Here is a 12,973-nt window from a genome sequence, read left to right on the forward strand (position 1 = left end):
GCCGCATGGTCAATCTGACGCGCATCTACACCCGCACCGGCGACGACGGCACCACCGCGCTGGGCGACATGAGCCGCACGACCAAGACCGATCCGCGACTGGTCGCGTACGCGGACACCAACGAGGCCAATGCCGCGATCGGCGTGGCGATCGCGGCCGGCGCGCTGCCCGAGGACGTGGCCGCGGTGCTCACCCGGGTGCAGAACGACCTCTTCGACGTCGGCGCCGACCTGGCCACGCCCGTCGTGGAGAGCCCCGAGTACCCTCCGCTGCGGGTCGAGCAGTCCTACATCGACAAGCTGGAAGCGGACTGCGACCACTACCTGGAGACGCTGGAGAAGCTCCGCAGCTTCATCCTGCCCGGCGGCACCCCCGGCGCCGCCCACCTCCACCTGGCCTGCACCGTGGTGCGCCGGGCCGAGCGGGCGACGTGGGCGGCGATCGACGCGCACGGGGACACCGTCAACCCGCTGACCGCCAAGTACCTCAACCGGCTCTCCGACCTGCTGTTCATCCTCGCCCGGTCGGCCAACAAGGAGCGCGGCGACGTGCTCTGGGTCCCGGGCGAGAACCGTTAGGGCTGCTGCTGCTGGGGGATCCGCCAGCCGACGATCCGGCCGTCCTCGACGATCGCGCCGGCCGGTGGCTCCTTCGGCCGGAGGGTGTAGCTGACGGCGATCGCGGTGTTCACCGCCGCGGCGATGCCGAGCTTCCAGTACCACTGGTCGAACACACCGGTGCCGGAGGCGTCGGTGAACAGCTTCAGCGCGCTGATCAGGGCGAAGGTGATCGCCACCGAGACCAGCGTGCGCCGGCAGAGCACCCACTCGTAGCGGCTGCGCGCGGCGCCGTACTTGGGCGCGGGCAGCGGCTTGGGACCGCCCGCGAAGCGGTGCAGGAACCGGGCGTCGGCCCAGCGGACCACCGACGGGCCGTAGCCGACCGAGAAGCCCAGGTAGCTCGCGGCCAGCGCGTGCGTCCACGAGGCGGTGGCGCCGCCGCGCAGGTCGAGGAAGGTGAGCAGGAAGAGCGCCAGGTCGATCACGGGCAGCCCGACCAGCAGGACGGTGCTCACCTCGCGCCACCGCAGCAGGTAGCGGGTGGCGAGGCCCAGGGCGAGGACCACCCAGAAGGCGGCCTCGGCGGCGAGTATCAGGGTGACGATCATGGTCTCCTCCGGGACTCGGTGACGTTTCCAGGCTCCCGGAGGGCCCCCGCGCGCGCGTCGTCGCCGGGGACGGGCCCGGGCTGCATCTTTCGATGTACGGCCGCTCCTCCCGGCATCCGAGCCGCCCGGCCGCCGGGAATGATCTGATGGGGGCGTGCGCAGACCCACCTTCACCCCGCGGCAGGTCGACGGGGCGATCGCGCTCGCCGGTCTGCTCGGCGGACTGCTGCTGATCGCCTTCAAGGTGTACGACCACTCCTCGGCCGTGCCGCGCTGGCAGGTGCTCCCGGCGCTGCTGGCGATGGCGGCCCTGGAGCTCGTCCGCCGCACCAGGCCGGTCCTGATCGCGACGGTCGGCGGCCTGGTCTTCGCCGGGAGCATCTTCACCGGCGCGCTGCTGGCGACCACCATGATGTACACCGACCTGCTCTACGCGGCGGTGGTGTACGGCCCCCGCCGGATGTCGCCGGTCCTCCATGTGACCGGCACCGCCTCGGTGCTGGTGCTGACCACCCTGACGTTCGTCTACAGCGACTCGGCGACGGCGGTCGCGGTGGTCGTGATCACCACCCTGGTCTTCCTGGGCCCGCTGTGGACCGCCGACATCGTGCGCAAGCACCGGCAGGAGGCGGAGGCCCAGCGGCTGCGGGCGGAGCAGACCGCGCTGCTCTCGGAGATGGACCGGCGCGAGGCGATCGTCGCCGAACGCGCCCGGATGGCCCGCGAGTTGCACGACGTGGTGGCCAACCACCTGTCGGCGATCGCGATCCACGCCACCGGCGCGCAGTCGGTGGCACGGCGTCAGCGGCGTCCGGCCGACGATCCGGTGGTCGAGGTGCTCGGGGTGATCCGGGAGAACAGCGTCCAGGGATTGGCCGAAATGCGCCGCATCATCGGCCTGCTGCGCGACAGTGGCGGCGGCGAGGCCGACGAGTCCTACGCCGCGCCGGACCTGGCGGCGGTGGACGCGCTGCTCACCAAGGCGCGGGCGGCCGGACAGGACGTCGGGCTGGCCTTCGAGCTGGCCGAGCGGGGCGAGCGCGGCGAACTGCCGGTGCCGGTGCAGCTGGCCGCCTACCGGATCGTGCAGGAGTCGCTGACCAACGCGCTCAAGCACGCCGGGCCGGGGGAGGTGCGGGTGCTGCTGGACTTCCGCCCCGAGGAGCTGCGGATCGCCGTGGACAGCCCGTACCGCCAGGGGGCGGGGCGGGAACTGCCGGGCGCCAGGGCCGGGCTGGTCGGGATGGCGGAGCGGGCCTCACTGCTGGGCGGCGGGTTCGAGGCCGGGCCGCGGGACGGCCGCTGGAGCGTGCGCGCGGTGCTGCCGCGCGCGCTGTCGACGGAGGAAGGAACGGGACGCGCATGACGATCCGGGTGGTGGTCGCGGAGGACCAGGCGGCGGTCCGGGCGGCGCTGGTGATGATCCTGCGGGCCGAGCCCGGCCTGGAGGTGGTCGGACAGGCGGCAGACGGCGAGGAGGCCGTCCGGCTGGCCCTGGAGCTGCGGCCGGACGTCGTCCTGATGGACGTGCAGATGCCGCGGCTGGACGGCGTGTCGGCGACCCGCCAGGTGGTGGCGGCCGGGGCGGCGCAGGTCCTGGTGCTGACCACCTTCGACCTGGACGAGTACGTCTACGGCGCGCTGCGGGCCGGGGCGGCCGGGTTCCTGCTGAAGGACCTGGAGGCGGACACCCTGGTCGAGGGCATCCGCACGGTGGCGCGCGGGGACGGCATGCTGGCGCCCTCGGTGACCCGGCGGCTGATCGGCACCTTCGCCCGCCCGGACCGGGCGGTGGGCCCGGAGGTGCGGGCGGCGGTGGAGGGCCTGACGCCGCGCGAGCGGGAGGTGCTGGCCTGCATCGGCGCCGGCCTGTCGAACGGTGAGATCGCCGGACGGCTGGAGATGGCGGAGGCGACCACCAAGACGCACGTCAGCCGGATCCTGGCGAAGCTGCGGCTGCGCAGCCGGGTGCAGGCCGCGATCCTCGCCCAGGACCTCGGACTGATGATCTGACCGACCGATTTGCTCAGGTGACAAGGTCGGTTGCAGATCACACCCTCGGATGGCACCACGGGCCCTGTTCGGGCACTAAAGTCCGGCGCATGAGCGATGCGGCTCGGTGGGCGACCCCTGCCTTGAGCCGCCTTCGGGGCCCGTCCATCCGGGCGGCGACGGCATCGGGAGACCAGCCATGAGCAGTGCGTCCAGCAAGCAGATCGCGGTGATCGGTGCCGGCCTGATGGGTGCCGGGATCGCCCAGGTCTCCGCCCAGGCCGGGCACCCGGTGGTCCTGCGCGACGTCACCGAGGAGGCGCTGCGCCGCGGCCTCGACGGCATCCGCGCCTCGTTCGACAAGTTCGTCTCCAAGGGGAGGCTCACCGCCGAGGACGCCGAGGCGGCGCTCGGGCGGATCACCACCACCACCGACCTGGGCGCGGTCGCCGAGGCCGACATCGTGGTCGAGGCCGTCTTCGAGCAGCTGGACGTCAAGGAGGGCGTCTTCAAGGAGCTCGACAAGCTCGCCAAGGACGGCGCGGTGCTCGCCTCCAACACCTCCGCCATCCCGATCACCCGGATCGCCGCCGCCACCTCGCGCCCCGAGTCGGTCGTCGGCGTGCACTTCTTCTCGCCGGTGCCGCTGATGAAGCTGGTCGAGCTGGTCCGCGGCTACAAGACCAGCGACGAGACGCTGGCCGCCGCCCGGGCCTTCGCCGAGGGCGTCGGCAAGGAGGTCGTGGTGGTCAACCGCGACGTGGCCGGCTTCGTCACCACCCGCCTGATCACCGCACTGGTCGTCGAGGCCGCCAAGCTCTACGAGTCGGGCGTCGCCACCGCCGAGGACATCGACACCGCCTGCCGGCTCGGCTTCGGCCACCCGATGGGCCCGCTGGAGACCGCCGACCTGACCGGCGTGGACATCCTGCTGCACGCCGCGCGGAACATCTACAACGAGACCCAGGACGAGAAGTTCGCCGCCCCGGAGATCATGGCCCGGATGGTCACCGCCGGTGACCTCGGCCGCAAGAGCGGCCGCGGTTTCTACCCGTACCAGGGCAAGTGACCCCGCGCCCCTGAGCCGGGCGGACGAACAGCGGCCCCGGGTGAGTTTCCTCACGCCGGCTGTCCGGACGGGTGATTTGGGCGGTAATCGAGCGTAGGTGTGGAGAGTTCCTGCGTATATTCCCTCGGACGAGTGAAGTTGCTTCAGATCCGCTCGCAACCAGCAACCCAGCGGGCCGGCTCGCCGTCAGATGGATGACGGGGAACCCGGGATTCCGGCCGGGGCCGGTGCGTGGGGCCGCGGGCCCGCCCGGCGCCCGGACCGCCACCGCCCCCCACCGCCGTCCCGGCCCGAGACCGCCGGCGACACCCGTACACCCCGATCCCAGGCCCGCCACGCGGAGGAGGAGAGCATGCGCATCACCGGCGACCACGCGGCGCTGGCCATCGAAGGCCGCCTCGACGTGCGCACCGCCGCCGACGCGCGGGCCCGGCTGCACCAGGCCGTCGACGGCGGCCTCGGCGACCTCGTCCTCGACCTCGCCCGCCTGGAGTTCTGGGACGCCACCGGCCTCGGCGTGATCATGGGCACCCACCGGCGGGCCGGACGGATCGGCCGCCGCCTGGTGCTCCGCTCCGTCCCCGCCCAGCTCCAGCGCCTGCTGGTGGCCACCCGGCTGCACCGCATCCTCGCCGTGGAGGGCGTCACCGCCGACCCCCGCGGCGCCACGCTCCCCGCCCTCTGAGCACCCCGCCGCCCCCCGCCGGCCGCCCGTCGGCCGCCCTCTGACCGCCCGTCGGCCCCGGACCCGGGAGCCGTCGGGGCACGGCGCTGCGCGGGCGGGGGCGGATGTGCGAGAGTCTGGCGTCAGGACACGGCCCGCGCGGCCCGGCCTCGCCGGGGCGCCGGCCGGCAGGGGTTGACGGCGCGAGCGTGGGGCGGAGCAGAACGTGGCACAGCCAACCGGTGACTTCCGGCAGGAGTCCGTGCGCACCCGGAGCGGTGAACTGGTCTCGGGGGGACTGCTGGTGACCATCGGCGGCCCGGAGGGCTCCGAGGTGCGCCCCTGCCCCGAGGAGTGGCGCCCCCGGCCCCGCCGCACCGGCCCCGCCGCGCCCGCCCGCGGCCCGGCCGGCGACACCGGCCGCCAGGTCGGCCCGCTCGCCCTCGGCGCCGGACCCGCCGACCTGCCGCTGCTCGACCGCGAGGCGGACCTGGCCCAACTGCTCGCCCTGCTCGCCGAAGGCCGCTCGATACGCCTGGTCGGCCAGGCCGGCTCCGGCCGCAGCGCCCTGCTGTCCGCCGTCGCCGCGGCGGCCGGCGACCTCGCCCCCGACGGCGTGGTCCGGCTCTGCGGCCACCGCCGCACCGCCGCCGACCTGCTCCAGGACCTCTTCGCGGCCACCCACCACGCCCCCGGCTACCGCCCCGACCCGGGGCAGCTCGTCGAGCACCTCGCCCGGGTCAGCGCGATCGTCGTCATCGACGAGGTCGCGCCCGACGGCGCCGAACTGGAGGCGGTGCTCGGCGCCGCCCCCGACAGCGCCTTCCTGATCTCCGTCGCCCCCGACAGCCCGCTGCTCCCGGCGGACTCCCGGCTCCGGGACCACCTGGTCGCCGGCCTCTCCCGGCCCGCCTGCCTGGCCCTCGCCGCCCGGCTGGCCGGGCGGCCGCTGGACGCCGCCGAGAAGGCCTGGGCGGTCGACCTCTGGTTCGAGTCCGAGGGCCTGCCGCTGCGCTTCGTGCAGGCCGCCGCACTGCTGCGCCAGCGGGACGTCGAGGTGGACGCGCTGGTCGCCGCCGAGGACGACCGGATGGACGTCTTCGGCGCGGTGAAGGAGCCCGTCCACGACCCCGACCCGGCGGTCCGCGAGGCCGCGCTGCGCGACACCGTGCCGCTGCCCTCGGTCGCCGAGTCCACCCGGCCCGCCGTCCGGCTCGCCGAGGGGCTGAGCGAGACCGCGCAGGCCGTGCTGCGGCTCGCCGTGGCGCTCGGCGGCGAGTGCCCGACCGCGCCGCACCTGCCCGCGCTGATCGACGTCGGCCAGGGCGAGAGCGCGCTCGCCGAACTCGCCGACGCCGGGCTCGCCGCCCCGATCGGCGGCCACCACCGGCTCACCGCCGGGGCGCTGGAACTGCTCGCCCCGCACTGGCCGGCCCGCGGCAGCGCCGACGGCGCCGCCCAGCACTTCGCCTGGTGGGTCGGCCACTCCTCGGTCTCGCTGCCGCAGATCGCCGCCGAGGCCGAGGTGGTGGTCGGCGCCCTGCTCGCCGACCAGGCCGCCGGACGGCACGAGGCGGTGCTGCGGCTGGCCCGCGCCGCGGCCCCCGCGCTGGCGCTGGCGCTGCGCTGGGGGGCCTGGGAGCGCGCCCTGCGGCTCGGCCTGGAGGCCGCCCGGCGGACCGGTGCCAGGGCCGACGAGGCCTGGTTCCACCACGAGCTCGGCGTGTACGCCGTCTGCGTCCACGAACCCGGCCGGGCCACCGCCGAGTTGGAGGCCGCGCTGGCGCTGCGCGGCGCGCTCGGCGAGGCGCGAGGGGTGGCCGGGGCGCGCCGGATGCTCGACCTGCTGCGCGCCGAGGGCCGGCAGCTGCCGCCCGCCGCGCCGGCCAAGGCGGCGCCGGTGCGCCGGCCCGGGCTGCGGGCCATCGCCCGGGTGCCGGTGCGGCTCGGGAACCGGCGCACGGCGATCGCCGCCTCGGCGGCGGTCCTGGCGCTGGGCGTGCTCGGCACGGCGGTGGGGATGACCGTGGGCGGCGAGGACCAGGGCCGCGACCCGCACAGCAGCAGCGACGACGGCTCCGTCCTGCCCGGCGCGGGCGCCTCGCCGCGCTCCACCACGCCCCGGCCGTCGCCGTCCTCGCCGTCCTCACCCGTCGCGCCGCCCGTCGACGCGCCCGCGGAGGGGACCGGCGCGCCGGAGTCCGAGGAACCGGCGGAGGAGCCCGCGCCGAGCGGCCCGACCGCCTCCCGGACGCCGGCCGGCTCGCCGTCGGCGTCCGCGTCGAGGAAGCCGAGCCGTTCTCCGGGCCCGGGGGAGAGCACCACCGCGGCCCCGACGCAGCCGCCGGTCCCCAACCCGCCGCAGCCCCCGGCGGGCGGCTCCGACGGCGGTACGTCGGGCGGTGGCACCTCGGGCGGCGGGACGACCGGGGGCGGCACGAGCGGTGGCGGCGGGACGACCACCGGCGGTACGAACACCGGCGGTACGACCGGGAGCACCGGCGGCACCGGCGGCGGCACCCCGCCGACCGGCGAGACCAGCCCGCCCGTCACGACGCCGACCGCGCCCACCCAGCCCCCGACGACGACCCCGACGCCCACGCAAACGGAGACGCCGCCGGGCTCGGCGAGCCCGACGGCGTCCACTACGGCTCCGTCGCCGTCCGGTCCGTGACCGGCCGGGTCAGAACAGCTTCAGCTTGTCGTCGTCGATGCCGCGCAGCTCGTCGTAGTCCAGCACCACGCAGCCGATGCCGCGGTCGGTGGCCAGCACGCGCGCCTGCGGCTTGATCTCCTGCGCGGCGAAGACGCCCTTCACCGGCGCCAGCAGCGGGTCCCGGTTGAGCAGCTCCAGGTACCGGGTGAGCTGCTCGACGCCGTCGATCTCGCCGCGCCGCTTGATCTCGACGGCGACGGTCGCGCCGTCCGAGTCCCGGCACAGGATGTCCACCGGGCCGATCGCGGTCGGGTACTCGCGGCGGATCAGCGACCAGCCTGAGCCGAGCACCTCCATCCGGTCCGCGAGCAGTTCCTGGAGGTGCGCCTCGACGCCGTCCTTGATCAGACCGGGGTCCACGCCGAGTTCGTGCGAGGAGTCGTGCAGCACCTCCTCCAGCGTGATGATGAGCTTCTCGCCGGCCTTGTTCTCCACCGTCCAGACCCCGTCGGCCTCCTTGAGGGCGCACGGCGGGGACATCCAGTTGAGCGGCTTGTAGGCGCGGTCGTCGGCGTGGATGCTGACGCTGCCGTCGGCCTTGACCAGGATGAGCCTGGTGGCGGAGGGCAGATGGGCGGAGAGCCGACCGGCATAGTCGACTGAGCAGCGGGCAATTACGAGACGCACGGTCGACCACGCTAGCCCACCGGGGCCAGTTGATGCGATTCCACGACGACCGGGTGAAGAATCCGCGAACCCCGCCACCATGGATGGCCTGCGATCCCGCGAAAGCCTGTCGGCACCCTGGCGGCCACCACCATAGGCCGCTACGGTGTGTGACGGATTGCTTGCGGGAGCGCTGTCAACGGGGATGGAGACTTCAGATGAACGATCCGACAGGATCCGGCCAATGTGGTGCACCCGGGCGCATTCCCGGAGCAATCCGCAGGAATCACCGGCCTGGCTCGTCGTTGACTGCCACGCTGTTCTGAGCGGCAGGCGCCCCCGGCCAACGTCCCTCAGCGGTCGACGGCGCCCCCGCGTCGGCGCGGTGCCGGAAACCCGGCCGTCCGACGGCGTCACACCCGTCCGACGGTGCTCCGGACACCTACGCGCCCACCCTCACCCTCAGCTTGGACTTGGACTACGCATCACCACCCGGGCGCCGCGCGGGTGGACCGCGAGAGGAGAACCCATGTCGCTCGACGTCTCACCGGCCCTGCTGGAGAAGGCCGAGCGGGACGAGGTCGACGAGCGGGAGTTCGTCGACTGCGTCCGCGTCTCCCTGCCGTACGCCTGGGACCTGATCAGCTCGCTGGTCGCCCAGACGAAGGTCGACGGCACCGACTTCGCCGACAACCAGGTACCGCCGCCCAGCGAGCAGGCCCGCGGCCAGCTCCTGCGGGCGCTCGCCAGCAATGCCATCCGCGGTGCCCTGGAGCGGCATTTCGGTGTCGAGCTGGCCTTCCAGAACTGTCACCGGGTGGCGGTGTTCCGGCCGTCCTCCGCCAACAAGAAGCGCTACGAACGCTTCACCTCGGTCCGCGAACAACTGCTCAACCAGTCCGACGAGCTCAGGGACTGTTGATCGCCCGCTCGCCTCCGGGGCGCTCCTGTCCGGCGCCGACGGTCGCCGCTCCGGCACTCCCTCCTCCGTCGGTCGCCTGTCGCTCCTCCCTTTCGGCACCGGCGCGCCCCTTCGGCTCGGGGCGGGCAACGTGTGCTCGGGCGGGCACGTGCATGAAGGGTGCCTCAGCCCAGCTGAGGTAGGACCTCGGAGCCGAGCCGGGCGATGTTGTGCAGGGTCGCCTCCCGGTCACCGCTGCCCTCGGCGAGCAGCGCGAAGCGGCGGATGCCGGTCCGCTCGGCGGTGGCCAGGAGCCGGTCGGCGCACTGCTGGGGCGTCCCGACCGCGTGCAGGTCGCAGAGCAGTTCGGTGTACTGACGAGGGTCGCGCATCTTGCGCTCCCGGCCGTCCACCGTGCGGTGCGCGCCGAGCCCGAACTCGAACCAGCCGGGCATCGCGCGCAGCAGGGTGGCCCGGGCGGCCGAGGTGCGGTCGTCGACCTGGGCCACCCCGGCCGCGACGTGCTGGCGGCTGACCCGGCGCAACTGCTCCTCGCCGCGTCCGGCCGCCAGCCAGGCGGAACGATACAGCTCCAGCATGTGCAGCTTGTCCTCGTCGCCGGAGTGCATGCCGAGCAGCATCGGCAGGCCGCGTTCGGCGGCGGTGCGGACCCCGCCGGGCGAGGTGCAGGCGACGATCACCGGCGGTCCGGCCGGCGGGCGCCCGGCGGTGGTGAGCTGTTCGGCGGCGGGGCCGTCGGCGTCCTGGCGCTGACGCGGGAAGCGCAGGACGCCGGTCCGGTCGTCGAGGCCCAGCCAGGCGCCGAGGTCGGGGCGCCGGGGCGGCTCGGTGGCCCGGGGCACCACGGCGACCTCGGGGAAGCTGAACTGCGGTCCGGCCGCGCCCACCCGGGAGCCGCGCAGCCAGCGCAGCAGCAGGTCGAGCCGCTCGGGGAAGCCCCCCTCGAAGGCGTCCACGCCGCCGCCGAAGACGTCCAGGTCGATCCACGGGCCGCCGCGGCCCACTCCGAGCGTGAAGCGTCCGCCGGAGGTGAGGTGGAGCAGCGCGGCCTGTTCGCCGAGGGTCACCGGGTGGGTGGTGGAGAGCACGCTGACCGCCGTGCCGACGCCGATCCGCCGGGTGCGGCCGAGCAGCAGCGCGGCCAGTGTGGCGGCGTTCGGGCAGACCCCGTACGGGACGAAGTGGTGCTCGGCCAGCCAGACGCTGTCCAGTCCCGCCTGCTCGGCCGCGACGGCGGCGCGCACGGTGCGGTCCAGTGCCTCGCCGTGCGTCTGGCCGGGGAACTGCGCGGAGAGCAGGAACGCGCCGACCCGGACGGGTGCGGTGTCCGCGGTGGCGGTGCCGGCGCGCTGGGCGGACGGCAGCGGGGTGCCGGCGGTGACGGCCGTGCCGCCGGCGGCGGTCAGCGTCGGGCCGGGGGCCGGCGGGCGGACGCCGACGGGCCGGCGGGTCTCGGCGCGGGCGCTGGTTCTGGTCATTCTGAGGCCTCCTCGGGTGCGCGCAGGGTCTGCGGGCCCCGCCTGTCCCCTCGTGAGTAGCCGATGTCATGTGCCAATGGCACGTCGGCGCACCAATTTCCCGGAGAAACGGGTGGATCTCGGGGGAAACACCCGATCATCCCCCGATGCCGTGATAGTGGCCCGGATGGGTGGTGACCGGCCGTAGGCTGGAACGGTTCCCGCAACCCGTAGAGAGGTAGCCGCCGTGTCGCCCCGACGCAACCGGATCAAGAGCGCCGCCGACCGCGACCCGGCGGAGCCGGCCGCACCGCTGGGCGGCTCGATGCGCCGGACCGAGAACTACCAGGGCGACGACTGGGTGGTGCAGACGGTCGCCGGCACGGCCGGCCGGTACTACCGCTGCCCGGGCTGCGACCAGGAGATCCCGCCCGGGACGGGCCATGTGGTGGCCTGGCCGCTGCACGGCGCCGGGGTGGACGACCGCCGGCACTGGCACCGGGCCTGCTGGTCCGCGCGCGAGCGCCGGGCCTCGAACCTGCTCCGCGGCCGCGGCGCCCCCCGGTACTGACCTGACCTGACCGGCGCCGTCAGGCGTCGCGCTTCTTCAGCACCAGCGCCCCGCCGACCAGCGCGGCGAGCGTCCAGGCGAGGCAGATGACGAAGCCCGCCCAGGGGCCGTACGGCTGGTCGTGCTGCTCGTAGACCAGCAGCATCCGGGAGCCGGCGTAGTCGGGGAAGTAGTGGGCGACGGTCTTGGCGCCCGGCACCGCCGAGAGGATCGGCGAGAGCAGGAAGAAGAACGGCACCAGCACGCCCAGCGCCAGCGTCTGGTTGTGCAGCATCGCGGTGACGCCGGCCGAGAACAGGCAGAGCATCGTGAGGTAGAGCGCGGCGCCGAACACCGCGCGCAGCACATGCGGCTCGCCCAGCGAGGTGGAGTGGTCGCCGAGCAGCGCCTGGCCGGCGAAGAAGGTGAGGAAGGCCGTCACCAGCGAGACGGCCAGCGCGAGCGTGCCGAGCACCACGGCCTTGCCGGTGAGCAGGGTGCCGCGCTGCGGGACGGCGGCCAGGGTGACCCGGATCATCCCGCTGCTGTACTCGTTGCCGACCGCCAGCACGCCGAACACGATGATCGCCAGCTCGCCGAGCATGATGCCGGCGAAGGCGGTGCCGGTGGCGTCGAAGGGCGAGTCCTCGCTCGCGAACTCCTCGAAGTTGTTGTTGGTGAGCAGGGACAGCAGCGCGCCGACGACGAGGGTGACCACGAAGGTCAGCGCGAGCGTCCAGACCGTCGAGCGGACGCTGCGGATCTTGGTCCACTCGGAGCGCAGGACCGCGGGGAAGGACGCCATCTCAGTTCTCCTCCGTGCTGCGGGGGGCGGGCCGTCCGGTCCGGCCGCCCTGCCAGTCGGCGCCCCAGGCGCCGGGTGCGCCGGCCGCGTCGCGGCCCGGCCCGTCACCGGCGTGGTACTCGACCGCGTCGGCCGTCATCTGCATGAACGCCTCCTCCAGCGAGGCCTGCTGCGGGCTGAGCTCGTGCAGCACCACGCCGTTCGCGGCGGCGAGTTCGCCGAGCGCGGCGAGTTCGCCGTCGATCACCTCGTAGGAGCCGTCCGGGCCGGCCTCGTGCCGCAGTCCGGCGCCGGCCAGTACGTCGAGCAGCCGCTCGGGCTGCGGGCTGCGCAGCCGGACGGCGGAGCGGGAGTTGCGGCGGATGAACTCGGCCATCGGCAGGTCGGCGAGCAGCCGGCCCTTGCCGATGACCACCAGGTGGTCGGCGGTGACGGCCATCTCGCTCATCAGGTGGGAGGAGACGAAGACGGTGCGGCCCTCGGCGGCGAGGCGCTTCATGAGGTTGCGGATCCAGAGGATGCCCTCCGGGTCCAGGCCGTTGACCGGTTCGTCGAACATGACGATCTCCGGGTCGCCGAGCAGCGCGCTGGCGATGCCCAGGCGCTGGCCCATGCCGAGCGAGAAGCCGCGGGCGCGCTTGCGGGCGACCGGGGTGAGGCCGACCAGGGCGAGCACCTCGTCCACCCGGCGCTCGGGGATCCGGTTGCTCTGGGCGAGCCAGAGCAGGTGGTCGCGGGCGGTGCGGCCGGGGTGCACGGCCTTGGCCTCCAGCAGCGCGCCGATGTACTTGAGCGGCTCGCTGAGCTGTCCGTATCTCTTGCCGTCGATGGTGACGCGGCCGCCGGTGGGGCGGTCGAGGTCGAGGATCATGCGCATGGTGGTGGACTTCCCGGCGCCGTTGGGCCCGAGGAACCCGGTGACCACCCCCTGCGGGACCTTGAAGCTCAGCCGGTCCACGGCCAGCGTCGTGCCGTAACGTTTGGTCAGGTCGTGCAACTCGATCATGGCGACTCCTCACTCTCC

The 12,973-nt window shown here is 74.2% G+C and carries 13 protein-coding genes; 8 read left to right on the plus strand and 5 right to left on the minus strand.

Annotated features, from left to right (window positions below; genetic code table 11):
- Window positions 1-5 precede the first annotated feature (5 nt).
- Window positions 6-578, plus strand: coding sequence for a cob(I)yrinic acid a,c-diamide adenosyltransferase (locus ACFZBX_RS26460; RefSeq protein WP_391536279.1), 573 nt, complete (start codon window positions 6-8; stop codon window positions 576-578).
- Here ACFZBX_RS26460 and ACFZBX_RS26465 read toward each other — a convergent pair.
- The gene (locus ACFZBX_RS26465; protein ID WP_391536280.1) at window positions 575-1,168 is read right to left on the minus strand and encodes a hypothetical protein; all 594 of its coding nucleotides are present in this window, start codon (window positions 1,166-1,168) and stop codon (window positions 575-577) included. The two genes, ACFZBX_RS26460 and ACFZBX_RS26465, sit on opposite strands and share 4 nt — an antisense overlap.
- A gap of 154 nt (window positions 1,169-1,322) precedes the next feature.
- Here ACFZBX_RS26465 and ACFZBX_RS26470 point away from each other — a divergent pair, with 154 nt between their 5' ends.
- From ACFZBX_RS26470 to ACFZBX_RS26490, 5 genes are all read left to right on the plus strand, one after another.
- The gene (locus tag ACFZBX_RS26470; protein ID WP_391536281.1) at window positions 1,323-2,534 is read left to right on the plus strand and encodes a sensor histidine kinase; all 1,212 of its coding nucleotides are present in this window, start codon (window positions 1,323-1,325) and stop codon (window positions 2,532-2,534) included.
- The gene (locus tag ACFZBX_RS26475) at window positions 2,531-3,181 is read left to right on the plus strand and encodes a response regulator (protein WP_380753252.1); all 651 of its coding nucleotides are present in this window, start codon (window positions 2,531-2,533) and stop codon (window positions 3,179-3,181) included. The genes ACFZBX_RS26470 and ACFZBX_RS26475 overlap by 4 nt, the downstream gene beginning before the upstream one ends.
- 178 nt (window positions 3,182-3,359) lie before the next feature.
- Window positions 3,360-4,229 (plus strand): 3-hydroxyacyl-CoA dehydrogenase family protein, encoded by an 870-nt coding sequence (locus ACFZBX_RS26480; protein WP_391536282.1) that lies wholly within the window; start codon window positions 3,360-3,362, stop codon window positions 4,227-4,229.
- Between the two features lie 352 nt (window positions 4,230-4,581).
- Window positions 4,582-4,914: an STAS domain-containing protein gene (locus tag ACFZBX_RS26485; protein ID WP_380285377.1), complete on the plus strand. Its 333-nt coding sequence runs from the start codon at window positions 4,582-4,584 to the stop codon at window positions 4,912-4,914.
- Between the two features lie 205 nt (window positions 4,915-5,119).
- Entirely contained in the window at window positions 5,120-7,567 is a 2,448-nt protein-coding gene (locus tag ACFZBX_RS26490; RefSeq protein WP_391536283.1) for an ATP-binding protein, read from the plus strand.
- 9 nt (window positions 7,568-7,576) lie between these two features.
- Here ACFZBX_RS26490 and nucS read toward each other — a convergent pair whose 3' ends face one another.
- Window positions 7,577-8,236 carry an endonuclease NucS gene (nucS, locus tag ACFZBX_RS26495; protein ID WP_391536284.1) on the minus strand — a complete coding sequence of 220 codons (660 nt, stop codon included), beginning with the start codon at window positions 8,234-8,236 and terminating at the stop codon, window positions 7,577-7,579.
- A gap of 508 nt (window positions 8,237-8,744) precedes the next feature.
- On the opposite strand from nucS, the gene ACFZBX_RS26500 reads away from it, so the two are divergent.
- Window positions 8,745-9,137, plus strand: a complete 393-nt coding sequence (locus tag ACFZBX_RS26500) for an SCO5389 family protein (protein ID WP_391536285.1) — start codon at window positions 8,745-8,747, stop codon at window positions 9,135-9,137.
- Window positions 9,138-9,301: 164 nt separating this feature from the next.
- Here the strand turns inward: ACFZBX_RS26500 and ACFZBX_RS26505 are convergent, their stop codons facing one another.
- The gene (locus ACFZBX_RS26505; protein WP_391536286.1) at window positions 9,302-10,615 is read right to left on the minus strand and encodes an LLM class flavin-dependent oxidoreductase; all 1,314 of its coding nucleotides are present in this window, start codon (window positions 10,613-10,615) and stop codon (window positions 9,302-9,304) included.
- 226 nt (window positions 10,616-10,841) lie between these two features.
- Here ACFZBX_RS26505 and ACFZBX_RS26510 point away from each other — a divergent pair, with 226 nt between their 5' ends.
- A complete protein-coding gene (locus ACFZBX_RS26510; protein ID WP_391536287.1) occupies window positions 10,842-11,165 on the plus strand; it encodes an ATP/GTP-binding protein in 324 nt (107 codons plus the stop codon).
- A gap of 19 nt (window positions 11,166-11,184) precedes the next feature.
- Here the strand turns inward: ACFZBX_RS26510 and ACFZBX_RS26515 are convergent, their stop codons facing one another.
- Window positions 11,185-11,949 (minus strand): ABC transporter permease subunit, encoded by a 765-nt coding sequence (locus ACFZBX_RS26515; RefSeq protein ID WP_391536288.1) that lies wholly within the window; start codon window positions 11,947-11,949, stop codon window positions 11,185-11,187.
- Window position 11,950: 1 nt separating this feature from the next.
- Window positions 11,951-12,955 (minus strand): ABC transporter ATP-binding protein, encoded by a 1,005-nt coding sequence (locus tag ACFZBX_RS26520; protein WP_391536289.1) that lies wholly within the window; start codon window positions 12,953-12,955, stop codon window positions 11,951-11,953.
- Between the last annotated feature and the right edge of the window lie 18 nt (window positions 12,956-12,973).

The sequence above is a fragment of the Kitasatospora sp. NPDC008115 genome, assembly GCF_042957205.1.
GTDB lineage: Bacteria > Actinomycetota > Actinomycetes > Streptomycetales > Streptomycetaceae > Kitasatospora.